Below are 23,068 nucleotides of genomic sequence, written 5' to 3' on the forward strand. Positions count from 1 at the left end.
AAGACCGGCGTTGCCCTAAGGCAACGCCTGACACGGAAGCGTAAATGGGGGCGATGTTGCTGAGCTAAAACGCTCAGTTGGCTGATGGCTGCGACGCTTCAGAGGAGATGGAGCAATGGAGGAATTTTCATGGTGCGCAACAACGAAGGTGCAGCTTGACCGGCAATGGCCCTAGCAGGAAGGCGCAACCAGCCTGTACCCCACCCCGGCCTCGGTAATGATGAACCGCGGTGCGGTTGGATCATCCCCCAGCTTCTGCCGCAAATGCCCCACTACAATCCGCAGATAATGGGTGTTCTCCACGTGCGTCGGGCCCCAGATATCCTTGAGCAACTGCTGCTGGGTAATCACCCGCCCCGGGTGCCCGGCAAGTTGCGCCAGCAACGCATATTCCTTGCGGGTCAGCGCCACCTCAGCGCCCTCAAGCGTCACCTTGCGAAACGCGAAGTCCACAGTCAAAGGCCCGAAGCTCGCCGTCACCTCGCTCCCGCCCGCTTGCGGCACCTGGCGCAACAACGCACGTATCCTGGCCAGAAACTCCTGGATGCCGAACGGCTTGGTCACATAGTCATTGGCCCCGCTATCCAGCGCATCGACCTTCTGCACTTCACTGGCGCGCACCGACAACACCATTACCGGCACTGCACTCCACTCGCGCAACTCGCGCAGCACTTGCTGCCCGTCCATGTCAGGCAAACCGAGGTCAAGCACCACCAGGTCAGGCTTGGCCAAGGCAGCCAGAGCCAGCCCTTCGCTACCGGTGGCCGCCTCGATCACCTTGTAGCCCTGAGAGGCCAAGCTGATGCGCAGGAACTTGCGGATCTGCGGTTCATCGTCGATGACCAGGAGGGTGGCGGACTGGCTCATGGGGTTTCGCTTTCGGCTTCGGGTTGTGGGGGCAGCGGCAAGCATAAAGTGATGCAGGTGCCATGGCCATCGATGCCTTCGCTGACCAGGATCTGCCCACCATGGGCGCCGATCATGCCTTGGCAGATCGCCAGGCCCAGGCCGGTGCCCTGCCCGCCTCGGTCGCCGCGGGCCGCGGTGTAGAACATGTCGAAGATTTTCTCGCGTTCAGGCACGGGGATGCCAGGCCCTTGGTCGCTGACCGCGAACCGCAATTGCTCGTCGTGCACCGACACCTGCAGTTCGAGGCGGCCTTGGGCGGGCGAAAAGCGCGCTGCGTTTTCCAGCACGTTGATCAGCGCCTGCTCGATCAGCGCGGCGTGCACGAACAGCAACGGCAACTCGGCGGGCACGTCGGTGTGCACCCGCAGGGGCGCGAGCACCACGCGTAGGCGGTTCAGGGCACTGCCGACGATATCGGCCGGAGCGACCCAGTCGCGGGCCAGCTTGAGGCCGCCGTGGCCCAGACGGGTCATGTCGAGCAGGTTCTGGATATAGCGGTCAAGGCGTTCGGCTTCGTTGCGGGTACCCTCCAACAGTTCGCGGCGGTCTTCGGTGGGGATGGCTTCGCCCAGCGCCAGCAGGCTGTCGATACTGCCACGCATGGCGGTCAGCGGAGTACGCAAGTCGTGGGAGACAGAGGCCAGCAACGCGCTGCGCAACTGCTCGGTCTCGCCGTGCAATCGGGCGGCTTCCAGTTGTTCGGCCAGGCGAGCCCGGGCGAGGGCCTGGGCCAGCGGTTGACCAAGCGCCATGAGCAGCCGGCGCCGCTGGGCACTGAGAGGTTCGCCGGACTGGGGGCGGACACCGAGCATGGCCAAGGGATGATCGTCGACGGTCAACGGCCACCACCACCATCGGCCATCAGGCAGGGTGTCGCTGCCATGGCCGGCGGCCTGCCCATGTTGCCAGGCCCATTCGGCGGCGGCGCGCTCGTTGTCGCTCAGGGCCTGGGCTTGGCCGCTGGCCACTTGCAACTGCCCTTCGGGGTTGCGTTCGAGCAGGCAGACGTGCACGTCCTGCCAGCCATTGAGGTGCTGGCCGGCGGCGTTGAATACGGCTTGCCGGTCGGTGGCGACCGTAAGCCGTCGCGACAGGTCAAGCAGCTGGTTGGTTTGCGCCTGGGTTTCGCGAAGGGCCTGCAACTGGCGGCGCTGACGCGCAGCGAGGTTGCCGGTAAGCGCAGCCATGAACAGGAAGAACACCAGCGTCAGCACGTCTTCTTCGCGCTGGATGCTGAAGGAGAAATTCGGCGGGATGAACAGGAAGTCGTAGGTCAGGAATGACAAGGCAGCACAGGCCAAGGCCGGGCCCAGGCTGCTGCGCACCGCAACCAGAAGTACGGCGGCAAGGAACACCAGCGAAATATTGGGCAGCGCCAACACGCTCGACACCACCCAGGACAACCCCGTCGCCAGCACGGTCGCGGCCAGTGCCAACAGATAGTGGCGCCATACCCACACCCGCCGTACGGCCGAACTTGCCGGGGCCGGCTGGGCATCGCGGTCGAGCACGTTGATCTCAAGCCCGTGGCTTTCGCGCAGCAACCGCGCAGCCACGCCTGCGCCGAACAGTCGACGACGCAGGCGGTCCCGAGACTGACCTACCAGCACCAGGCTGGCTCGGCGCTCGCCGGCATGCTGGATCAGCGTGCGTGCCACCTCGCCTGCGCGCAGCAGCACCACTTCCCCGCCCAGGCGCTCAGCCAGTTGTTGAGCCGCCTGCAAACGCTGCCGTGCGGTTTCGTCGCGCAGCCGCCCGTTGTCCACATGCACCAGGCTCCAGGGCAAATGCCGACGCTGCGCAACCCGGCTGGCATGGCGCACCAGGCGTTCGGCCTGATCGTCACCATCGACACCCACCAGCAGACGCCCGCGCAGGGCCGGCGCCTCTTGCCCACGCTGACGGTAGCCGTGGGCCAGGTCGGCATCGACCTGCGCGGCGGCGGCCTGCATGGCCAGCTCACGCAACGCGGTGAGGTTGGTCTGGGAAAAATAGGCATCGATCGCAGCCCGAGCCTGCTCGGGCACGTAGACTTTGCCCTCACGCAGACGTTCGAGCAGCTCGCGTGGCGGCAGGTCGATCAGCACCAGCTCGAAAGACTCCTGCAGCACCCAGTCCGGCAGCGTTTCACGCACGTGCACGCCAGTGATGTCGCGCACCTTGTCGTTGAGGCTTTCCAGGTGCTGGACGTTGACCGTGGTGTACACATCGATCCCGGCGGCCAGCAGTTCCTGAACGTCTTGCCAGCGTTTGGCGTGGCGGCTGCCCGGGGCGTTGCTATGGGCCAGTTCATCGACCAGGGCCAGGCCGGGGGCGGCCTTCAGCAGGCCGTCAAGGTCCATTTCCTCAAGGGTGACACCCCGGTATTCGCTGCGTAGCAGAGGATGCTGGGCGAGGCCTGAGAGGAGTGATTCGGTTTCGGCACGACCGTGGGTTTCGACTACGCCTGCCAGTACCTGCACGCCCTGGCGCTGTTGGGCGTGGGCGGCCTGGAGCATGGCGTAGGTCTTGCCTACGCCAGGGGCTGCACCGAGAAATACCTTGAGCCTGCCACGGCCTTCGCGCGGCAGGTTGGCCAACAGCGCGTCTGCGCGGGCTGCGTCACTCATGCGTCATCCTTCAGTGGTGCCACGATCGGCATTGTCCGGGCCTGCTTCATCGCGCCAATTTGCTCAAGGCCTGGTTAAGAGCCAGAACGTTGACCACAGGCGGCCCGATCAATGGGTGGAGGGTGGCCCCTTCCAGCAGGGCTTGCAAGCGCTCTACCGGTATCTGGCGCGCCGCCGCCACCCGCGGAATCTGGTAGGCCACGGCCTGCGGTGGCAAATGCGGGTCCAGGCCGCTGCCCGAGGTGGTCAGCAAGGCTTGGGGCACCGGCCCCTGCCCTGCCTGATACAGCTTCGCGGCATCGCCCGCTACCCGTTCAGCCAGCGCCGGGTTGCTTGGCGACAGGTTGCTGGCACTGCTGGCCACGGTGGCATAAGCCCCCGCCGAAGGCCGCGAATGAAACCAGCCATCCCCCTGAAAATCCTGGGCGATCAGTGCCGAGCCGCGCACCTGGCCCTGCTCATCGCGGACCAGGCTGCCATTGGCCTGTTCCGGAAAAACCACTTGGGCAACACCGGTCACCGCCAGCGGATACAGCGCGCCGGTGACCACCGCCAACAACAGGATCAGGCTCAGCGCCGGGCGTACATATGTGTTCATGGTGGCCTCCTCAGACCAGGTGCAAAGCGTTGAGCAACAGGTCGATCAGCTTGATCCCGGCAAATGGCACGATGATGCCGCCCAGGCCGTAGATCAGCAGGTTGCGCCGCAGCAGATGGGCAGCACTGGCCGCCTGCACGCGCACGCCACGCAGCGCCAGGGGGATCAGTACGATGATGATCAGCGCGTTGAACACGATGGCCGAGAGGATCGCACTCTGCGGGCTGGCCAGCTGCATCAGGTTGAGCACGCCCAGTTGCGGGTAAATGGCGGCGAACAACGCCGGCAGGATGGCAAAGTACTTGGCCACGTCGTTGGCGATGGAAAACGTGGTCAGCGCGCCACGGGTCACCAGCAGCTCTTTACCGACCTGGACCACGTCCAGCAGCTTGGTCGGGTCGCTGTCCAGATCGACCATGTTGGCGGCTTCGCGCGCGGCCTGGGTGCCGTCGTTCATGGCCATGCCCACGTCAGCCTGGGCCAGGGCCGGGGCGTCGTTGGCACCGTCGCCGCACATGGCCACCAGGCGGCCATCGTTCTGCTCCTGGCGGATGCGCGCCAGCTTCTTCTCCGGTGTGGCTTCGGCCAGCACGTCATCCACTCCGGCCTCGGCGGCGATGGCCGCGGCCGTCAGCGGGTTGTCGCCGGTCACCATCACCGTGCGGATACCCAGCTTGCGCAGCTCGGCGAAGCGTTCGCGGATGCCAGGCTTGACCACGTCCTTGAGGTGGATCACACCGAGCAGGCGCTTGTCCACGCACACCAGCAGCGGCGTACCACCACTCTGGGCGATGCGTTCAACTTCGCGGGCCAGCGCCAGCGGCATTTCCAGGCGCTGCATGCCGACGAAGGCGAGGACTGCATCAACGGCGCCCTTGCGGTAGCGATGCTGCTGGAAATCGATGCCCGACAGGCGTGTCTCGGCACTGAAGGCAATGGCGTCGAACTGCCCCACGCCCGGTTCGACGAAGTCATGCAGCTGGCGCAGGTACTCGACGATCGACTTGCCTTCGGCCGTGTCATCGGCCAGCGACGCGAGCAAGGCGCCCTCGCCCAGCTCCTTGGCGGTCACCCCGGTGGCTGCATGCAGGGCGCTGCAACGGCGGTTGCCAAAGGTGATGGTGCCGGTCTTGTCGAGCATCAGCGTGTGCACGTCACCGGCCGCCTCCACGGCACGGCCCGAGCGGGCGATCACGTTAAGGCGCACCAGGCGATCCATGCCAGCGATGCCGATGGCCGAGAGCAGGCCACCAATGGTGGTCGGGATCAGCGTCACCAGCAGTGCAGCCAGGAAAATCAGTGGCAGACTGCCGCCGGCGAAGTGGGCGAATGGCTGCAGCGTGACCACTACGATCAGGAAGATCAACGTCAGGCCGATCAGCAGAATGTCCAGCGCGATTTCGTTGGGTGTCTTCTGTCGCTTGGCGCCTTCGACCAGGGCGATCATGCGGTCCAGGGTCGACTCGCCAGGGTTGCTGGTGATGCGAATGAGCAGCCAGTCGGAAACCAACCGGGTATTGCCAGTGACGGCCGAGCGGTCACCGCCGGATTCGCGAATCACCGGCGCAGACTCACCGGTGATGGCCGCTTCGTTGACCGCAGCGATGCCCTCGAGCACCTCGCCGTCACCCGGGATCATCTCACCGGCCACGACACGGACTACGTCGTCCTTGCGCAACTGCGCAGCGGCAACGGTCTCGAATGTGCCGTCGCGCATGCGTCGCTCTGCGGTCAGCCCTTGGCTGCCGGCCTTGAGGCTGTCGGCGCGGGCCTTGCCGCGGCCTTCTGCCAGGGCTTCGGCAAAGTTGGCGAACAGCACGGTTAACCACAGCCACACCGCGATCTGCACGGCAACGCCGGTGCTCACGTTAGTGCCGGGGGCAAAGCACAGCACGGTGGTCAGGACGGCGGTCAGCGCGACCACCAGCATGACCGGCGAGCGCTTGAGCTGACGCGGGTCAAGCTTGACGAATGCTTGCACCAGCGCCGGGCGCCACAGCGCGGCGAAGCGGGTCTGGTCCTTGGCGCTGTGCCGGGCGTTCACTTCAGGAATGGGCATGTTCATGGTCGGTTCCTCAGAAACCCAGGCTCAGGTGTTCAGCGATTGGCCCAAGGGCCAGGGCCGGCAGGAAGGTCAGGCCGCCCACCAGCAGGATGGTCACAAGCAGCAGGCCGGTGAACAGCGGGCCGTGGGTAGGGAAGCTGTTCAGCCCTTGCGGCGCGCTTTTTTTCGCTGCCAGGCTTCCGGCCAAGGCCAGGATCGGCAGGATGTAGCCAAAGCGGCCGATGAGCATGGCCAGGCCGATCATCACGTTGTGGAACACGGTGTTGGCGCCGAACCCGGCGAACGCCGAGCCGTTGTTCGCGGCGCCCGAGGTGTAGGCGTACAGCAACTGGCTGAAACCATGTGCACCTGGGTTGCTGACCGCGCCGGCAGGCCCCGGCAGGCTGGCGGCAATGGCACCAAGCACCAGCACGCCGACCGGCATCACCAGCAAGGTTGCCACCAACAGTTGCACTTCCCGGGCCTGCAGTTTCTTGCCGAGGTATTCCGGGGTGCGGCCGATCATCAAGCCTGCCAGGAACACCGCGATCAGCACGAACAGCAACATGCCGTAGAGCCCCGCGCCAACGCCGCCGAAAATCACCTCGCCGACCATCATGTTGACCATGGCGACCATGCCGGTAAGCGGGTTGAGGCTGTCGTGCATGGCGTTGACCGAGCCGTTGGACGCTGCGGTGGTGGTCACCGTCCACAACACCGAGCCGGTCGTGCCGAAGCGGCTTTCCTTGCCCTCCAGGGGTGCGCTCTGTTGAACCTGCGCGCTGTCCAGCGCCGGGTTGGGCTGGTGCTCCGACCACAGCGCGGTCGCGCCGCCAATCAGGAACAGGCCCAGCATGCAGGCCAGAATCGCGCGGCTTTGGCGCAGGTCCTTGACGTAATGGCCGAAGGTGAAGACCAGGGCGGCCGGGATCAGGATGATCGAAGCCACCTCGAACAGGTTGCTCCAGGCCGTTGGGTTCTCGAACGGGTGTGACGAGTTGACGCCGAAGAAGCCGCCGCCGTTGGTCCCCAATTGCTTGATGGCGATCTGGCTGGCGGCAGGGCCGAGCGGAATCGTCTGGTCAGCACCTTGCAGGGTCACCGCGTGGGCGTAGTCGGCGAAGGTCTGCGGCACACCCTGCCAGACCAGCAGCAGCGCGAGCACCAGGCACAACGGCAGCAGGCCGTAAAGGGTGGCACGGGTCATGTCGACCCAGAAGTTGCCAATACTGCTGGTCGAGCGCCGGGAGATGCCGCGGCACAAGGCGACCAGCACGGCCAGCCCGGTAGCGGCGCTTACGAAGTTCTGCACGGTCAGGCCGAGCATCTGGCTCAGGTAACTGACCGAGGCTTCACCGCTGTAAGCCTGCCAGTTGGTGTTGGTGACAAAGCTCACCGCAGTGTTGAAAGCCAGCGACCATTCCTGGCCGGGCAGGTGTTGCGGGTTGAGCGGCAGGTAACCTTGCAGTAAAAGTACGCTGAAGAGCAGCACGAAACCGGCCAGGTTGAACGCCAGCAGCGCCAGGGCGTACTGCTTCCAGTTCTGTTCCTGATCGGCGCGCACGCCGGCCAGCCGATAGCAGCCCCGCTCCACCGGCCCAAGTAGCGGCGTCAGCCAAGTCCGCTGGCCCTCCATGACGTTGAAGTAGAAGCGCCCGAGCCAGGGTGCCGGCAGCAGCACGATGGCGAAAAACGCCAGCAGCAACGCGAAGTCATAACTGTGCATGGCCGCTCCCTAGCTGCGATCGGCGCGCAGCAGCGCCATCAGCAGGTAAACCGCCAACGCCACTGCCAGTAGCAGTGACAGCCCGTCGAGCATGTTCATGTGTGGATCTCCCCTGGTTACGGCTTGGGCCGCTTTGGGGGAATTGTCCAAGGGAGGGGCGTAAAGGGGCGAGATCGAGGGGTGGGGCTGGAAATAAAGAATGCGTAAAGATCAGATTTGTCGTGTTACCTGCACCGGCCCATGCGCAGGGCAAGCCCGCCCGGGCCGACGCAAGGTTAACGTTGTGGCGTTGGCTGCCCGGCGTTGCGGCTCCAGTCCAGCAGCAGGCTATACCCTACCGCCAGCAAGGTTGGCCCGATGAACAGGCCAATGAAGCCAAAGGCAATCAAACCGCCAAACACCCCGAGCAGCACGATCACCAGCGGCAGGTTGCCGCCCCTGCTGATCAGGTAAGGCTTGAGCACGTTGTCCACGCCACTGATGACGAAGGTGCCCCAGATACCCAGGAACACCGCCATGCCGTACTCACCCTGCCATACCAGCCAGGCAGTTGCGGGTATCCACGCCAGTGGCGGCCCCATGGGGATCAGGCTGAGCATGAAGGTGACCAGGCCCAGCACAATGGCCCCCGGCACACCGGCGATCAGGAAGCCGATCAAGGCCAGCAGTGCCTGTGCCGCCGCAGTACCGATCACCCCGTTGACCACCCGTTGCACGGTGCCCGCCACCAGCTCCAGGTAATACTCGGCGCGCTCACCTACAAGGCGGTTCAGCAAACGCAGGACGAACGCCGCCAGGCGCGGGCCGTCACGATAGAAGAAGAACACGAAGACCAGGCTCAGCGTCAGCTCCAGCACACCACTGCCGATCTGCGCACTGCGTGCCAGCAACCAGTTGCCGACCTGGCCCAGGTGAGGCTTGACCGACGCGATCAGCGCGGCGCCCTGCTGGTCGAGAGACTGCCAGCCGCTGACCAGGCGTTCACCGACCAGGGGAATGCCGCCCAGCCACGCGGGGGCATCAGGCAAGCCATCGACCTGCACGTCGCGCACGAAGGCGGTGGCGTCCCGAACATGGTCGGCGAGGTTGAAGCCCAACCACACCAACGGCAAGGCCACGATGAGTATCCAGGCCGAGGTCAGCAGGCCTGCCGCCAGTGTTTCACGCCCACCCAGTGCGCGTGTCAGCAGGCGCATCAGCGGCCAGCTGGCAAACGCCAGGATAGCCCCCCACAACAACGCGGAAATGAAAGGAGCCATCACCCACAACGCAGCGCCGAGCAAGGTCAGCAGGATAATCTGGATCAGCAGGCGATCATTGTTGGCCATGGTGGCGCTCATTCAACGGATCAGTTCCAGGTGCAGGCCATCGGTGGGGGCATTGCCGACTTCGAGCCGGTTGCTGCGTACACCGGCCCTGACCAGCTGCTCGCGCCAGGCCTCAGCCTGGGGACCGCTGAGGCTTGCACGCAACGTGCTGTCCAGGTTCAGGCTGCGACCCAACAAGGTCACCCAGGAAGGTTGCGGCACAGCCAGGTCGGGGTAGTCGAGCTTGCCCGTGTCGCGCATTTCGCGCAGCACCGTAGCCGGCGTAGGCATCAGTTCACCCAGCGGGCTGCTGGCGACGAACTCTTCCACGTGCAGGTAGGCGCGGCGGTTGCCGCGGGTAACGCTGTAAAGCGCTACCAGGGTGTCTGCCTCTTTGGCGGAGCGGCGCAGGAGGATGAACGCCTGCTGCTCGTCACCGCCATTGAGCCGCGCGCTGCCGAATACCTCATTGCCCCACAGGCTGGCTTCGCCACAATCGCGGCCCTGACACCAGAACAATGGGTAACCGCCATCGCGCTGCAACGCTTCGCGGGCACTGGTGAAGGCTTCACGAGCCGTACGCTCGGCCGGCAGTTCGTAAGTGATGGAACTTACCTGCCCTCGGCTCTCGACCTTGTCGTCCACGCGCAGACGGCCGCTGATCTTGCGTAGCGGGCCCATTGGGTAGACCCGTTCCTGCTCGACTGCCGGGCGTTGTTCGACCACTTTGGCATCCACGGGCACGGGCAGGGCGCCGGCCCACAGCAGCGGGCTTACGAGCGCCAGGCAGGCGCCGGCAGTACGAATCATGACGGGCACGCTCATCGGCGACCCGCGCGGCGGCGAGCGCCGTAATGAAGCTCCAGGATGTCTGGCAGTTGCATGGTTGTCTCCCTGTTCAACCCGCCAAGCCTCGACACTTGTCCGGCTCAAGTCAAGCAAAGCCAAAGAAGCGATTGATACAGTCTGCGACAAGGGCCGCGCCGTGTTCATCGTTCAGGTGCAGATGATGGCCACCGGGCAGCACCTTCTGTTCAAAGGGTAGCTGTTGCAGCAGCTCAGCGTGGCGCGCCAGCATGCCATCGGCCGCCACCACCAGGCACGCCGGGCAGTTCACCCGGCGCACGTAGGCCATGGCCTGGGCATGGCTCAAGCGCACCGGCGATGGCAACGTCAGGCGGCTGTCACTGCGCCAACTGTAACCGCCAGGCACCGGCATCAGGCCGCGCTGGGCGAGCAACTCGGCAGCGTCCCGGCTGACCGCGACCATGCCCTTCATGCGCGCCTGCACGCCCTCCTCCAGGGTCTTGTAGACCGACTTGCGTTTGCCATCCAGGCGCAACTGGGCTTGCAGCGCCAACCCCAGGCGCTCGCCGGCATCCGCTTCGGCGCCGGTCGGCGGGATGACGCCGTCGATCAGCGCCAGATGGCTGACCCGCTCTGGCAGGGCGGCGGCCAGCTGCACAGAAATGATCGCCCCCAGCGAATGCCCCAACAGGGCAAACCGTTGCCAGCCCAGTTGTTCGGCAACCCGCAGTACATCATGGGCGTAGTCGGCCAGCGCATAGCCGGCGCCTGGCGGGCGGTGCTGCGAGTAGCCATGCCCGGCAAGGTCCAGGGCGAGGATGCGCAGGCCTTTCAATTGTGGTGCGAGGCGGGCAAAACTGTTGGCATTGTCCAGCCAGCCATGCAGGGCGATCACCGGCCGGCCGTCTTCGGGGCCGAACAGGTGAGCAGCCAGCTCGATATGACCCAGGCTGAGGCGGACTTCCTCAACGTGGGCACTCATGCCTGGCCCCAGCGATCGAACAGGCCTTTGATCAGGCTGGCAGTGTCTGTCGGCCGCTCCAGGGGGAACATGTGCCCACCGGGTACGCTGTGGTACTCGCCCTTGGGCATGCCGCGCACAGCCAGCGTGTGGTGGCGACGAATCACGTTGCTGCGCTCACCCCGCACCATCGCCAGTGGCACCTGAAGCTGCCGCGCAGGGGCCGGGCTTGCGTGAGGGATGCTGCGGTAGATGCTGATTTCGGTAGCCGGATCGAAGCGCAGGCGTACCCCCTGCTCCATGTCTTGCAGGCCATGCTCGAGGTAGGCTTCCAGGCAGTCGGGGTCGAAATGCCGGAACAGCTTTTTGCTGGCGAAATAGTCCCGTGCGCTGGCGCGGTCGCTGAACGCCTCGCGCCGCCCCAGCGTGCGGCCTGCAGGGGTGATGCGGTCAATGAAGCCAAAGCGCTTGGCGGTGCGCAGCAACCACTGATCGGCGCGGGTCAGCACCGGTGAGTCAAGCATGACCACACCGCGGTAGTAAGCAGGACACCGCAGGGCTGCATGCAGGTGCAGCACGCCACCCAGCGAGTGGCCGACACCCCACACCGGCTGATCCTGCCTGGCCAGGTGGTGTAAAAGCTCATCCACCAGGCTCTGCCAGTTCTCGTTCACCGGAAAGCGGGGGTCATGGGCATGCTGGGGCAGATGCTGCACCTGGTAATCCGGCGCCAAGGCCGCGAACAGCTTGCCGTAGGTGGCCGACGGAAAGCCGTTGGCATGGGCGAAGAAGATCTGCTGCGACATGGCACCTGGTCCGGTACGAGGATGATGGCCCATTGTCGGCATCCCGCGGGCGCTCGGCAACGTCCGTAAAGGTCATCGGCGAGGGCGATCAGGTCACCGGGCGCTGACGAAGCCGGGCTGCGAGTAATCGGCTGGGGCACGGCAACAGGCGCAAACGCCCGTTGCCGATCAATCAAGGCGCGTGCTGCAGGGCCTGCAGGGTCATCAGCCCCGCCAGCGGCCAGTCGCCTTCAAGCTGCGCCAGGCTGGCGGTGCTCAAAGGCGCAGGCTGTTGCGCGTGGCCATGCTCCAGCATGCCGACCAGCGCACCCACCAACGGCTGGTGGCTGACCAGCAATACGTGCTCAAGCCCCAGGCGTTCGAGTTCAGCGATCACCTCCTGCACGTTGCTGTCGGGCGTAAGCCAGGGCACGGTGCGCACCGGCTCGGCGAAACCGAGGGTGTCATGCACCAGGGCGGCCGTTTGTTGAGCACGCACGTAGGGGCTGGCAATGATGGCCTGCAACGGCTGGCCGAGCAGATGCGCAGCACTGTGCAGCACCTGCTCGCGGCCGTGGGCAGTCAGGCGCCGCTCGGCGTCGGTGTTGGCCCTGGGCTCTGCCTCACCGTGGCGCAATACCCAAAGCTTCACAGTTTGGGCTCCTCATCGCGCACCGGGTGGGGTGCAGGGGCAACGGCATGCGGCGCTTCGCCTTCCGGCGCACGCGGTGTGGGCCAGTCTGCGAAAGGCCACGGCTTGCTGTCGGTATGGAAGGTGCCAAAGCGACCGATCTGCGCCAGGTACTGGCTCAGGCTGTCGCCGAAGTTCATCAGGCTGGCGCTCGGCGCGCCGTAGATCAGACGGTAGATGAGCTGCACCAGCACCAGGCCGCCGAGCAGCAGCTCGGCCAGTTGCCACACCACCAGAAACACCAGCATCCACAGCACGCGCAGGATGATCGACTCGCGCTGGGCGCGCTCAGGGGTATCGTTCATGTGTCGCTCCTTGTTCTGTTCAAAGCCGCTAAAGGCTCAGTTGAAACCGCTGATGGAAATGAAGTCGACGTCGGTCTTGGGCTCGGCGCGCATCAGGCGCTCGATCACCTGGTTCAGCGTGCGGCCTTCGAAGAGGATGGCATGCAGCCCTGCTACCAGCGGCATGTAGACCTGGACCTCTTCAGCCTTGGCCTTGAGCACCTTGAGGGTATTGACCCCTTCGGCCACCTCGCCCAGGCGACTGACCGCCTGCTCCAGCGTCAGGCCCTGGCCCAGGGCGTGACCGACCTGGTAGTTGCGGCTCTTGGGCGAAGAACAGGTGACGATCAGGTCGCCGACCCCCGCAAGACCGAGGAAGGTCATGGGGTTGGCACCCTGGCTCACGGCGAAACGGGTCATTTCGGCCAGCGCACGGGTAATCAGCATGCTCTTGGTGTTTTCGCCCATGCCCAGCGCCACGGCCATGCCAGCAATGATCGCATAGACGTTCTTCAGAGCCCCACCCAGCTCGACACCGAAGCGGTCGCTGCTGGCGTAGACCCGGAAGGTACTCCCGTGCAATACCGCCTGCACGCACTGGCAGAGGTCTTCATCTTCACTGGCGACCACGGTAGCGGTGAGCGCATGCTCAGCGATCTCGCGGGCCAGGTTTGGCCCGGACAACACACCGATTCGCGCATCGGGCGCGATCTCTTCGAGGATCTGGCTCATCAGCTTGAAGCTCTGCGCTTCGATGCCTTTGGTCAGGCTGACCAGGCATTTGCCGCGCAGCAGCGCGGCATGCGGGGCCAAAACGCTGCGCAAGGCGCTGGAGGGCAGCGCGACGAAGATCAGGTCGCTGTAGTGCAACGTGGCCAGCAGGTCGTTGACCGGCTCGACGCCGTCATGCAGACGGATGCCTTTGAGGTAGCGCGGGTTCTCGCGATTGACGCGCATGGCCTCGGCCTGCTCAGGGTCACGCATCCATTGGCGTACCGGCACGCCGTTCTGCGCCAGCAGGTTCGCCACGGCGGTGCCGAAGCTGCCGCCTCCCAGAACTGCAACAGGTTGCTGTTCAGTCATATTCAATCCGTTAAAGCCATAAGTTAAGTGGCGACCGGGCCATTATACGGCAAGCTGCAAGCTGCAAGCTGCAAGCTGCAAGACACAGCGCCCTCATTGGCCACAAGGTTTTCTTGTAGCTTGCAGCTTGCAGCCTGTGGCTGGCAAAACCCCCATGGTCAGTTAACATGCCTGTTTCAACTCTGATACAAGGCCGTATCGTGTTCCATGGCACGCCTCCCTACCCTCGCCTGTTGCTGCTGACTGCCTTGCTCGGCAGCCCGGCCGTGGCCGACGACCTGTTCATCGACAACGCCGACCTGCCACAGGTTCTGACCGCCACGCGGCTGAAACAATCCCCGGCCGCCGTGCCGGGCAGCATGACCGTGCTCGACAGCGAACTGATCCGTGCCAGCGGCGCCCGCGACATCCCCGAACTGCTGCGCCTGGTGCCGGGGATGATGATCGGCTACGGCGCCGGCAACCAGCCAACCGTCAATTACCACGGCACCAACGTCAACGAAGCCCGGCGCATGCAGGTGCTGATCGACGGCCGCTCGGTGTACCGTGCGGGCCTGGCCACGGTGGACTGGAGCGACATCCCAGTGGCGCTGGAGGACATCGAACGCATCGAGGTGTTCCGCGGCCCCAACACCGTCAGCTACGGCGCCAATGCACTGATGGCGGTGGTCAACATTCTCACCCGCAATCCGGCGGACAGCCATGGCACGCGCATGAAGCTGACCCGCGGCCAGGATGGCATCGATGACTACTACCTCAGCCACGGCTTCGGCTGGGACGGCGGTGATCTGCGCCTGTCGGTGTCGGGCCAGAAAGATGACGGCTTCGATGAAAACCAGTTTGGCCAGGATTACCGCGACAGCCGCCGCCTGAACCGCTTCAACCTCAGCGTCAGCCATAGCCTCGCGACAAATCAGACCCTGGAATGGCAACTGGCAGCCAAAGAGGGCAGCAACCAGCGGCCCTATACCTACCAGCCCGTATTCCCCTTCGTCACCGAAAGCGGCAACAACGCCGACGTCAACGCCAAGGACTACGCAGGCTCCGTGCGCTGGAACATCGACTTCAACCCTGACCACAGCCTGTACGTGCAGGGCTCGGCCCAGCACTTCGACCGCCAGCAGGTCTGGCGCGCCTGCGACGCAGCGCTGTCGTTCAGCCCGGAACTGACCCGGCTGTGGCAGCTCAACCCGAATTTTGCCGAGCAGGTCGCCCGCGGCGCCAACAACCCGCCCAACAGCAGCAACCCCGAAGAGCAGGCGCTGGTCAATGCCATCAAGGACCAGTGGAACAACCAGGGCGGCAGCAACGTGGTGTGCGGCGATGTCGACCAGAGCACCCGTGAAACCCGCTACGACCTGGAAATCCAGGATACCCTGAGCCTGACCGACAACCTGCGCCTGCTCAGCGGCATGAACTACCGTTATGACCGCGCCGACTCACAGACGTATTTCGACGGAGGCCTGGACGATCAGACCTGGCGCCTCTTCGGCCAGTTGGAGTGGCGCGCGGACGATCATTGGATCCTGCAGGGCGGCGCGATGTTCGAAGACTCGCAACTGTCCGGCAGCTCGCTGTCCCCGCGCATGGCAGTCAACTACCTGATCACCCCGCGCCACGGCTTGCGCGCGGTGTACTCCGAGGCAGTGCGCTCGCCGGACATGTTCGAAAACAACGTCAACTGGAGCTACACGGTCAAGAACCTGACCCCTACTGCGTTCGGCCAGCAGAACGGCGAGTATTTCGTCAAGACCCGCGGCCCGGGCGACCTCGACCAGGAACGCATGCGTTCTCGCGAGTTGGGCTACAACGGCCAGTTCACTGCTATCGACCTGAACATGGATGTGAAGCTGTTCTACGACGAGATCACCGGAATGATCAGCGAGCCCCTGAGGAACAACCAGTACATCGCCAGTAACGCCAACAAGGCCCGATTCAGCGGCAGCGAGGCACAGCTGGACTGGCGCCCTACCCGGCGCGACCGCCTGCGTTTCACATATGCCTATGTCGATGCCTGGGCCAGCAACCCCGCCGACAGCGCCAACACCGCCCGCAACAGCGGCTCGGCGGGCTGGATGCGCGAATGGGGTGATGGCTGGTCCAGTGCGCTGTTCTACTACGGCGACGATGCACTTAACCAGTATCGCTACGAGCGCCTCGACCTGCGTCTGGCCAAACGCTTTCGGATCGAGGGCAGCACCCTTGAGCTGGCTGCGTTGTGGCAGCAGCGCCTGGACGACGAGCCGACCACCACCCTCCAGAACCGCTATGACAGCCGTCACCGCCTGAGCGTCAGCGCGGAGCTGGAGTTCTGATGGCCCGCCTGCTGCGCCTGCTGGTGTTCTGCCTTTGGCCATTGGGTTCGCTGTCCGCCAGCGAAATCCTGTTGGTCGGTGGCGAGGAACAGCCCGGCATCCGTAGCTTTGTCGCGGCCCTCGAAAGCCGCCGCAACCAAGATCAGGTACGGTTTCAGACCGTCGCCGAACTGCCGCGCCCAGGCAAGCTCAAGGCCGACCTGCGCCTGGTGCTGCTTGACAGCGCCGCACTGGAGTGGCGCCTGGCCGAAAGCAAAGGGCCGGCGGCCCTGGCCATGCGCATCAGCCGCGTGCAGGCCGAGCAGCGCCTGGGAAAGTCGCGACCGGCGTACCTGACGCTGCTGTGGAGTGACCCGCCCCTGGCCCGCCAGTTGCGCCTGGCCCGCTACCTGTTGCCGCAGGCCCAACGCATCGGCGTGCTGTACGCAGAACACAGCCATTTTCTGCTTGATGAACTACGCCAGGCAGCCCGGCCACTGGGGCTGGAAATCGTCGCCCAGCAATGGCCGGACCAGCGCGACAGCCGGCCGCTGCTGGATCTGTTGGGCAATAGCGACGTGCTACTGGGCCTGGAAGACCCCGACCTTTACAACTCCAAGACCGCCAAGAACCTGCTGCTCAGCACCTACGGCCGGCAGATGGCGCTGATCGGCCCGAACGCCGGCTTTGTCCGCGCCGGTGCCCTGGCCAGTACCTACAGCGACCAGGAGGACTGGCTGGCGGTGCTCGACCAACTGCTCGACCGCCCGCCAGCGCAATGGCCGCGCAGCCTCTACCCCGCACGTTTCGGGGTCAGCGGCAACCAGCAGGTGGCTCGCGCCCTGGGCCTTGAACCGATCGATCCGAACGCCACTGCCAAGGTTTTGGCTGAAGGAGAACCCACCCCATGACTAGACGCCTGAGCTGGGATATCCACACCCGTACGCAGATCATAAGCCTGGGCCCTGCGCTGCTGCTGACATTGCTGCTGATCAGCTTCTTCACCTTCGTGCGCATCCAGGACTTGCGCCAGGAGCTCAACCATACCGGTCAGCTGATCGCCAATCAGTTGGCTCCAGCGTCCGAGTACGGTGTGATCTCGGGCAACAACGAAGTGCTCGAAGGCCTGATGCGCGCCACCCTGAGCATCCCCCACGTGCGCTTTCTGGAAGTGCAGGACAGCCGCAACCACATCCTGGTGTACGTCGAGCAGTCTGACGAGAGCGCTAACCGGGCACAACGCGTGGAGGTGTTCCAGGCGCCGATCCGGCTTCAGCAAATACGCCTGGACAACGACTTCCTGCAGCAGGGCAAAGCGCCGTCGCCGGCGATCGGGGACGATTATCTGGGGCGGGTGATCGTCGGCATGTCGGACGACGCCTTCAGCCAGCGCCAACAGGAGCTCGTTATCAAGGCTGGCATCCTGGCGCTGTTCGCCCTGTTGTTCACCTTCCTGCTCGCACGGCGCCTGGCCATGAGCCTCGCAAAGCCGATCAGCGACATGGGCCACGCAGTCAAGGCCATCCAGCAAGGTGACTACAACACCCCGCTGCCGGTGGTCGACGACAGCGAGCTGGGCCACCTGGCACGCCACATCAACAACCTGGCCAGCGCACTGGAACAGGCCAGCGCCGAACAGAAACAGGCCATTGCCCAGTTGATCCAGGCCCGCGAGGAGGCCGAGCAGGCCAACGGCGCCAAGTCGGAATTCCTCGCGATGATGAGCCACGAGCTGCGCACCCCCATGAATGGCGTGCTGGGCATGCTGCAGCTGCTCGAAACCACCCAGTTGACCAGCGAGCAGGCCGAGTACACGGCTGTGGCCAGCGAATCCACCGGGCACTTGCTCAAGGTGATCAACGACATTCTCGATTTCTCACGGATCGAACGCACCACGCTGCAACTGGAGCATATCGACTTCAATCTCGGCGAGCTGATCGCCAGCAGCGTGCAGTCCTTCCAGCACAGCGCACAGCAACGGGGCCTGGATCTGCAACTGCAATTACCGGCCCAGAGCGAGCGGCTGCAGGTGGTGGGCGACCCGACGCGCATCCGCCAGATCCTCCTCAACCTGGTCGGCAATGCCCTGAAGTTCACTGAACGCGGCCAGGTGCAGGTCGAAGCGCGTTGGCAGGCGCTCGATCGTCAGACGCTGTGGTTCACGTGCAGCGTGCGCGACACAGGCATCGGCATCGACAGCGAACGCCTGGAAATGATGTTCGTCGCCTTCCAGCAGGCCGACAGCTCGATTTCCCGGCGCTATGGCGGTACTGGCCTGGGGCTGTCCATCGCTCGCACCCTTGCTGAACGCATGGGCGGCAAGCTGCGTGGCGAAAGCCACGAAGGGCTGGGTTCGACCTTCACCCTGGAAATGCCGCTAGCCCTGGCGAGCCCTGCGCCTGCGACATTGCCCGGCGCGCTGGCGGCTCACACACCGCTCGCCAAAGGCGAACGGATCCTGCTGGTGGAGGACAACCCGGTCAATCAGAGCGTCATCGAAGCCATGTTGCGCAGCTTGGGGCTGGAGGTCAGCGTGGCCCATGACGGCATCCAGGCCGTGGAAAAGGTCAGCCAGCAGCACTTTGCTGCGATCCTGATGGACTGCCGCCTGCCGCAGGTCGATGGTTATGAAGCCACCCGACGCATACGCCTGCTGCCCAACGGCGGCCAGTTGCCGATCATCGCCTTGACCGCCAACGCCCTGCAGGGTGACCGGGAACGTTGCATGGCCGCCGGCATGGACGATTACCTGAGCAAACCGTTGCGCCGCACTGACCTGCAGCAGGTGTTGCAACGCTGGTTACCCGGCCGGACAGCCGCGACTGGCGATAAATGCTAAAGTGCGGCAGTCTTAAGGACTGGACAGGACCTTCATCGGCCCTGAAAATAGACGTTTCAGTGCACACCTGTACTTCTTTCGCCAGGTGCGCTGTGACTTTCACCACAACGCAATAGTCTACCTGTAGGCTGCCGCCCGGACTGATGTCGGGTTGGCCGGGAAGATTCATCCCCTGCCACAGGGGGTTATTGAGGAGCTCGCATGACCAAACAACACGCCTTTACTCGGGAAGACCTGCTGCGCTGCAGTCGCGGTGAGCTGTTCGGCCCAGGTAATGCGCAACTGCCCGCGCCGAACATGCTGATGGTCGATCGCATCACCCATATCAGCGAAGAAGGCGGCAAGTACGGCAAAGGTGAATTGGTCGCCGAGCTGGATATCACCCCGGACCTGTGGTTCTTCGCCTGCCATTTCGAAGGCGACCCGGTAATGCCCGGCTGCCTGGGCCTTGACGCCATGTGGCAGCTGGTTGGCTTCTTCCTGGGCTGGCAGGGCCTTCCAGGCCGTGGCCGCGCCCTGGGCTCGGGTGAAGTGAAATTCTTTGGTCAGGTATTGCCTACCGCCAAGAAAGTCACCTACAACATTCACATCAAGCGCGTCCTGAAGGGCAAGCTGAACATGGCCATCGCCGATGGCTCGGTCAGCGTTGACGGCCGCGAGATCTACACTGCCGAAGCCCTGCGGGTCGGCGTGTTCACCTCCACTGACAATTTCTAAGGGTTATTCGCATGCGCCGCGTCGTTATCACTGGTCTGGGCATCGTATCGTGCCTGGGCAATGACAAAGCTACCGTCACCGAAAACCTGCGCAACAGCCGTCCGGGTATCCGTTATAACCCGGAATACATGGAACAGGGGCTGCGTAGCCAGGTTTCCGGCTCCATCGACCTCAACCTCGAAGAACTGATCGACCGCAAGGTCTACCGCTTCGTCGGCCACGCTGCGGCGTATGCCTACCTGGCGATGCAGGACGCGATCAAGGACGCCGGCCTGACCGAAGAGCAGGTTTCCAACCCGCGTACCGGCCTGGTGGCTGGCTCCGGCGGCGCCTCGACTCTGAACCAGATGGAAGCGCTGGACACCCTGCGTGAGAAAGGCGTCAAGCGTGTCGGCCCCTACCGCGTCACCCGCACCATGGGCAGCACCGTTTCGGCGTGCCTGGCCACCCCGTTCAAGATCAAGGGCCTGAACTACTCGATCTCGTCGGCCTGTGCCACCTCGGCACACTGCATCGGCACCGCCCTGGAGCAGATCCAGTGGGGCAAGCAGGACATCGTCTTCGCCGGTGGCGGTGAAGAAGAGCACTGGAGCCAGTCGTTCCTGTTCGATGCCATGGGCGCCTTGTCGACCAAGCGCAACGATACCCCGGAACTGGCTTCGCGCGCTTACGACGCCGACCGTGATGGCTTCGTCATCGCTGGCGGTGGCGGCATGGTCGTGGTCGAGGAACTGGAACACGCCCTCGCCCGTGGCGCCAAGATCTACGCCGAAATCGTCGGCTACGGCGCGACGTCCGACGGCTACGACATGGTTGCCCCAAGCGGCGAAGGTGCCATTCGCTGCATGCAGCAGGCACTGGCCACTGTCGACACCCCGATCGACTACCTGAACACCCACGGCACCTCGACTCCGGTCGGCGACGTTGCCGAAATCAAAGGTGTTCGCGCCGTGTTCGGCGACAAGGCACCGAAGATCAGCTCGACCAAGAGCCTGTCGGGCCACTCGCTGGGTGCTGCTGGCGTCCACGAGGCGATCTACTGCCTGCTGATGATGGAGAACAACTTCATCGCCGGCTCCGCCAACATCGACGAGCTGGACCCGGAAGTCGCTGACCTGCCGATCCTGCGCAAAACCGAAGAAAACGCCAAGATCGACACGGTCATGAGCAACAGCTTCGGCTTTGGCGGCACCAACGCCACCCTGGTGCTCAAGCGCTGGACTGGCAAGTAATGCCTTGATGCGGTAAATGAAAACGCCCCGACTGGTTCGGGGCGTTTTCTTTTGTGTTTGCCTGTGCCGCGTAGCGTTCGGGCAGACCGTCAGCGAGCCTTGGGCAAGACCGCCAGGAAGTTGTCCCGCGCCACCTGCTTCGCCACCCCTTCCGGCAAGGCATCCAGAAACGGCTTGAAGCTGTGCATCTGCTCCCCCACGCTGCCAAACTTGCCCACCACGTCAGACCCAAGCATGAACCGCTGCGCGAAGCGCTCGACCAGCGCCAGCCACTCCTTGCGCGGCACACCCTTGTCATCCAGCAGGTAGGGCTCGAGCACAGTCCACGACAAGTCGATGTAAAGGTTCGGGTAGTCGTTGAGCAGGCGCGTCAGCACCGGCAATAGAAAGTCCATCTGCGTCTGATGCCGATGAATCTCCATGCTCGTGCCCGCGTGCGCCCAGATGAACCGGGTATGCGGATGATTGCGCAGCGGTTCCTCGATCTCGGCCAGGTAAAGCGGGTTGCGCTCACGCTTGGAGGTGATGTTCGAATGCAGCAGTACCGGCATGTCGCGTTCGGCTGCCAGGTGATAGATACGGGTCATGGCCTCGTTGTTGGCGCGCGGCGTATCACCGCTGGTCAGCGCAGTAAGGTCGTCGTGCCGGGTAAATACTTCACCTATGCCCTGCCAGAGGCCAGGGTAGAGATCGAGCATGCGCTCGATATGGCTGACCGCATTCTTGTCTACCGGATTGAAACCGGTCAGGAAAGGATGAAAACGCTTGCGCTGCTCGGCCGGCAGCTTCTGCAGCGCCGCCGCCACGTAGGTATCGGTGGCGCTGTACCAGTAGGCGTCGGCATCGTCACCGGCGTAATAGCGCGGCCGCTTGGGCTCATCCTCGTGCCATTTCTTGGCCACCGGAATGCCAGAAATCATCGAGTGGTCGACACCCGCTTGATCCATGGCCTTGATCAGGGCAGCCATACCCTCGGTCTCTTGAAAGAAGTCCACATAGTGCAGGTGGGCGTCACTGTAGCGGTAATCACGCGCCTGTGCCGCCTGGCACAACGTTGCGCTCAACAGCAGGCAGGCCAGCGCTCTGGCGATCATGGGCAGCATCCTTCTCTGTGTATGAACAGAATAGACCTGGCGGCCAAGCCAGCGGTTCAGCCATGCACGGCAAACCGCTATGCTGGTGCTATTTCCCGCCGCCTGGAGCACAGCATGAGCAGCCCATTGGTGATCCGCCCGCGCGCCGAGTCGGTCGAGGGCCAACCGATCCTGCGCCCACTACCGTCGGCGCAGTGCCGCAGCGTCGGCCCGTTCGTGTTCTTCGACCACATGCTCGAAACCGACTATGCGCCGGGCCATGGCATGGATATTCGCCAGCACCCGCATATCGGCCTGTCGACCCTGACCTACCTGTTCGAAGGGGCGATCCTGCACAAGGACAGCCTGGGCTCGAATCAGCGCGTGGTGCCTGGCGATGTGAGCTGGATGACGGCCGGCAGCGGCGTAGCGCATGTCGAACGCACCCCGGCCGATGCGTTGGCACACGGTTCGCGCCTGCATGGGCTGCAGGTGTGGCTGGCGTCGCCCCGCGCGCTCGAGCAAGGCGCACCGAGCTATAGCCATCACGCCGCGGCCAGCCTGCCAGTGAGCGATAACCTGGGGGTACGCATCTGCATGATTGCCGGTAGCGGTTTCTGCCTGGAATCGCCGGTGCCAGTCCTCTCCCCTACCCTTTACGCGCATGTGCAGATGCAATCGGCGACCACGCTGGTGGTACCTGATGAGCATGCGCAACGGGCGCTGTACCTGCTCGACGGCGAGCTGTTGATGAATGATGAGGAAGTCGAGGCGTGCAGCTTGGTGGTGCTGCCTGAGGGCGAAGAGATTGCCTTGTATGCCGAGGGTGAATGCCAGCTGGTATTGATCGGCGGCGAGCCACTGGATGGGCCACGGCGGATGAACTGGAATTTCGTGGCCAGTGATCCGCAACTGATCGAACACGCCCGGGCGAAATGGGCTGCCGGCGATTGGCCGGTGGTGCCGGGGGAGACTTCGCGGATCGAGCTACCGCGTTAAAGTGGGGCCGCTTTGCGGCCCATCGCCGGCAAGCCGGCTTGTATGGTAGGACTCGAAGGGGTGGGTGGGACCTAAAGCCGGCTTCTGACTGTTCACAGCAGTACAGACCG

Annotated in this window: 20 protein-coding genes; 6 read left to right on the plus strand and 14 right to left on the minus strand. The window is 64.2% G+C overall.

The genetic code is table 11. The features are described 5' to 3' along the window. Window positions 1-171: 171 nt before the first annotated feature. From EGJ09_RS23575 to EGJ09_RS23635, 13 genes are all read right to left on the minus strand, one after another. Entirely contained in the window at window positions 172-867 is a 696-nt protein-coding gene (locus tag EGJ09_RS23575) for a response regulator (RefSeq protein WP_125924915.1), read from the minus strand. After that, the gene (locus EGJ09_RS23580) at window positions 864-3,518 is read right to left on the minus strand and encodes a sensor histidine kinase KdpD (protein ID WP_125924916.1); all 2,655 of its coding nucleotides are present in this window, start codon (window positions 3,516-3,518) and stop codon (window positions 864-866) included. The genes EGJ09_RS23575 and EGJ09_RS23580 overlap by 4 nt, the downstream gene beginning before the upstream one ends. Window positions 3,519-3,564: 46 nt before the next feature. Further along, window positions 3,565-4,116 carry a potassium-transporting ATPase subunit KdpC gene (kdpC, locus tag EGJ09_RS23585; RefSeq protein WP_125924917.1) on the minus strand — a complete coding sequence of 184 codons (552 nt, stop codon included), beginning with the start codon at window positions 4,114-4,116 and terminating at the stop codon, window positions 3,565-3,567. Between the two features lie 10 nt (window positions 4,117-4,126). Continuing rightward, complete coding sequence (kdpB, locus tag EGJ09_RS23590) at window positions 4,127-6,181, minus strand: potassium-transporting ATPase subunit KdpB (RefSeq protein WP_125924918.1); 2,055 nt, start codon at window positions 6,179-6,181, stop codon at window positions 4,127-4,129. Window positions 6,182-6,191: 10 nt separating this feature from the next. Continuing rightward, window positions 6,192-7,886 carry a potassium-transporting ATPase subunit KdpA gene (gene kdpA / locus EGJ09_RS23595; RefSeq protein WP_125924919.1) on the minus strand — a complete coding sequence of 565 codons (1,695 nt, stop codon included), beginning with the start codon at window positions 7,884-7,886 and terminating at the stop codon, window positions 6,192-6,194. 9 nt (window positions 7,887-7,895) lie between these two features. After that, complete coding sequence (kdpF, locus tag EGJ09_RS23600) at window positions 7,896-7,985, minus strand: K(+)-transporting ATPase subunit F (protein ID WP_039602773.1); 90 nt, start codon at window positions 7,983-7,985, stop codon at window positions 7,896-7,898. A gap of 176 nt (window positions 7,986-8,161) precedes the next feature. Further along, entirely contained in the window at window positions 8,162-9,214 is a 1,053-nt protein-coding gene (locus tag EGJ09_RS23605) for an AI-2E family transporter (RefSeq protein ID WP_042112064.1), read from the minus strand. A gap of 12 nt (window positions 9,215-9,226) precedes the next feature. Next, the gene (locus EGJ09_RS23610; RefSeq protein WP_125924920.1) at window positions 9,227-10,018 is read right to left on the minus strand and encodes a DUF4892 domain-containing protein; all 792 of its coding nucleotides are present in this window, start codon (window positions 10,016-10,018) and stop codon (window positions 9,227-9,229) included. A gap of 109 nt (window positions 10,019-10,127) precedes the next feature. After that, complete coding sequence (locus tag EGJ09_RS23615) at window positions 10,128-10,982, minus strand: alpha/beta hydrolase (RefSeq protein ID WP_125924921.1); 855 nt, start codon at window positions 10,980-10,982, stop codon at window positions 10,128-10,130. Then, entirely contained in the window at window positions 10,979-11,767 is a 789-nt protein-coding gene (locus tag EGJ09_RS23620; RefSeq protein ID WP_115274289.1) for an alpha/beta fold hydrolase, read from the minus strand. The genes EGJ09_RS23615 and EGJ09_RS23620 overlap by 4 nt, the downstream gene beginning before the upstream one ends. A 172-nt stretch (window positions 11,768-11,939) precedes the next feature. Further along, window positions 11,940-12,398, minus strand: a complete 459-nt coding sequence (gene sixA / locus EGJ09_RS23625) for a phosphohistidine phosphatase SixA (protein WP_046785236.1) — start codon at window positions 12,396-12,398, stop codon at window positions 11,940-11,942. Beyond that, entirely contained in the window at window positions 12,395-12,742 is a 348-nt protein-coding gene (locus EGJ09_RS23630) for a DUF4389 domain-containing protein (RefSeq protein WP_046785237.1), read from the minus strand. The genes sixA and EGJ09_RS23630 overlap by 4 nt, the downstream gene beginning before the upstream one ends. A gap of 36 nt (window positions 12,743-12,778) precedes the next feature. Then, entirely contained in the window at window positions 12,779-13,804 is a 1,026-nt protein-coding gene (locus EGJ09_RS23635) for an NAD(P)H-dependent glycerol-3-phosphate dehydrogenase (protein ID WP_125924922.1), read from the minus strand. Window positions 13,805-13,971: 167 nt separating this feature from the next. Between EGJ09_RS23635 and EGJ09_RS23640 the strand changes: the two genes are divergently transcribed. From EGJ09_RS23640 to fabB, 5 genes are all read left to right on the plus strand, one after another. Then, complete coding sequence (locus EGJ09_RS23640; RefSeq protein WP_177433179.1) at window positions 13,972-16,119, plus strand: TonB-dependent siderophore receptor; 2,148 nt, start codon at window positions 13,972-13,974, stop codon at window positions 16,117-16,119. After that, the gene (locus EGJ09_RS23645) at window positions 16,119-17,009 is read left to right on the plus strand and encodes an ABC transporter substrate-binding protein (protein WP_125924923.1); all 891 of its coding nucleotides are present in this window, start codon (window positions 16,119-16,121) and stop codon (window positions 17,007-17,009) included. Before EGJ09_RS23640 ends, EGJ09_RS23645 begins: the two co-directional genes overlap by 1 nt. Beyond that, window positions 17,006-18,937 (plus strand): ATP-binding protein, encoded by a 1,932-nt coding sequence (locus EGJ09_RS23650; protein ID WP_125924924.1) that lies wholly within the window; start codon window positions 17,006-17,008, stop codon window positions 18,935-18,937. Before EGJ09_RS23645 ends, EGJ09_RS23650 begins: the two co-directional genes overlap by 4 nt. Window positions 18,938-19,138: 201 nt before the next feature. Then, entirely contained in the window at window positions 19,139-19,654 is a 516-nt protein-coding gene (gene fabA / locus EGJ09_RS23655) for a 3-hydroxyacyl-[acyl-carrier-protein] dehydratase FabA (protein WP_012315334.1), read from the plus strand. Window positions 19,655-19,665: 11 nt separating this feature from the next. Further along, the gene (fabB, locus tag EGJ09_RS23660; RefSeq protein WP_125924925.1) at window positions 19,666-20,886 is read left to right on the plus strand and encodes a beta-ketoacyl-ACP synthase I; all 1,221 of its coding nucleotides are present in this window, start codon (window positions 19,666-19,668) and stop codon (window positions 20,884-20,886) included. A gap of 89 nt (window positions 20,887-20,975) precedes the next feature. Here fabB and EGJ09_RS23665 read toward each other — a convergent pair whose 3' ends face one another. Beyond that, a complete protein-coding gene (locus EGJ09_RS23665) occupies window positions 20,976-21,980 on the minus strand; it encodes an amidohydrolase family protein (RefSeq protein WP_115274286.1) in 1,005 nt (334 codons plus the stop codon). A gap of 114 nt (window positions 21,981-22,094) precedes the next feature. On the opposite strand from EGJ09_RS23665, the gene EGJ09_RS23670 reads away from it, so the two are divergent. Then, the gene (locus EGJ09_RS23670; protein WP_125924926.1) at window positions 22,095-22,958 is read left to right on the plus strand and encodes a pirin family protein; all 864 of its coding nucleotides are present in this window, start codon (window positions 22,095-22,097) and stop codon (window positions 22,956-22,958) included. The last annotated feature ends 110 nt before the right edge of the window (window positions 22,959-23,068 follow it).

Origin of the sequence: Pseudomonas sp. p106, from assembly GCF_003936645.1 — a bacterium.
GTDB lineage: Bacteria > Pseudomonadota > Gammaproteobacteria > Pseudomonadales > Pseudomonadaceae > Aquipseudomonas > Aquipseudomonas putida_E.

What these genes read in the sequence shown, in the direction of transcription:
- EGJ09_RS23575 (WP_125924915.1), bottom strand. Translation starts at nt 867, where the DNA reads ATGAGCCAGTCCGCCACCCTCCTGGTCATCGACGATGAACCGCAGATC.
- EGJ09_RS23580 (WP_125924916.1), bottom strand. Translation starts at nt 3,518, where the DNA reads ATGAGTGACGCAGCCCGCGCAGACGCGCTGTTGGCCAACCTGCCGCGC.
- kdpC (WP_125924917.1), bottom strand. Translation starts at nt 4,116, where the DNA reads ATGAACACATATGTACGCCCGGCGCTGAGCCTGATCCTGTTGTTGGCG.
- kdpB (WP_125924918.1), bottom strand. Translation starts at nt 6,181, where the DNA reads ATGAACATGCCCATTCCTGAAGTGAACGCCCGGCACAGCGCCAAGGAC.
- kdpA (WP_125924919.1), bottom strand. Translation starts at nt 7,886, where the DNA reads ATGCACAGTTATGACTTCGCGTTGCTGCTGGCGTTTTTCGCCATCGTG.
- kdpF (WP_039602773.1), bottom strand. Translation starts at nt 7,985, where the DNA reads ATGAACATGCTCGACGGGCTGTCACTGCTACTGGCAGTGGCGTTGGCG.
- EGJ09_RS23605 (WP_042112064.1), bottom strand. Translation starts at nt 9,214, where the DNA reads ATGGCCAACAATGATCGCCTGCTGATCCAGATTATCCTGCTGACCTTG.
- EGJ09_RS23610 (WP_125924920.1), bottom strand. Translation starts at nt 10,018, where the DNA reads ATGAGCGTGCCCGTCATGATTCGTACTGCCGGCGCCTGCCTGGCGCTC.
- EGJ09_RS23615 (WP_125924921.1), bottom strand. Translation starts at nt 10,982, where the DNA reads ATGAGTGCCCACGTTGAGGAAGTCCGCCTCAGCCTGGGTCATATCGAG.
- EGJ09_RS23620 (WP_115274289.1), bottom strand. Translation starts at nt 11,767, where the DNA reads ATGTCGCAGCAGATCTTCTTCGCCCATGCCAACGGCTTTCCGTCGGCC.
- EGJ09_RS23630 (WP_046785237.1), bottom strand. Translation starts at nt 12,742, where the DNA reads ATGAACGATACCCCTGAGCGCGCCCAGCGCGAGTCGATCATCCTGCGC.
- EGJ09_RS23635 (WP_125924922.1), bottom strand. Translation starts at nt 13,804, where the DNA reads ATGACTGAACAGCAACCTGTTGCAGTTCTGGGAGGCGGCAGCTTCGGC.
- EGJ09_RS23640 (WP_177433179.1), top strand. Translation starts at nt 13,972, where the DNA reads ATGCCTGTTTCAACTCTGATACAAGGCCGTATCGTGTTCCATGGCACG.
- EGJ09_RS23645 (WP_125924923.1), top strand. Translation starts at nt 16,119, where the DNA reads ATGGCCCGCCTGCTGCGCCTGCTGGTGTTCTGCCTTTGGCCATTGGGT.
- EGJ09_RS23650 (WP_125924924.1), top strand. Translation starts at nt 17,006, where the DNA reads ATGACTAGACGCCTGAGCTGGGATATCCACACCCGTACGCAGATCATA.
- fabA (WP_012315334.1), top strand. Translation starts at nt 19,139, where the DNA reads ATGACCAAACAACACGCCTTTACTCGGGAAGACCTGCTGCGCTGCAGT.
- fabB (WP_125924925.1), top strand. Translation starts at nt 19,666, where the DNA reads ATGCGCCGCGTCGTTATCACTGGTCTGGGCATCGTATCGTGCCTGGGC.
- EGJ09_RS23665 (WP_115274286.1), bottom strand. Translation starts at nt 21,980, where the DNA reads ATGATCGCCAGAGCGCTGGCCTGCCTGCTGTTGAGCGCAACGTTGTGC.
- EGJ09_RS23670 (WP_125924926.1), top strand. Translation starts at nt 22,095, where the DNA reads ATGAGCAGCCCATTGGTGATCCGCCCGCGCGCCGAGTCGGTCGAGGGC.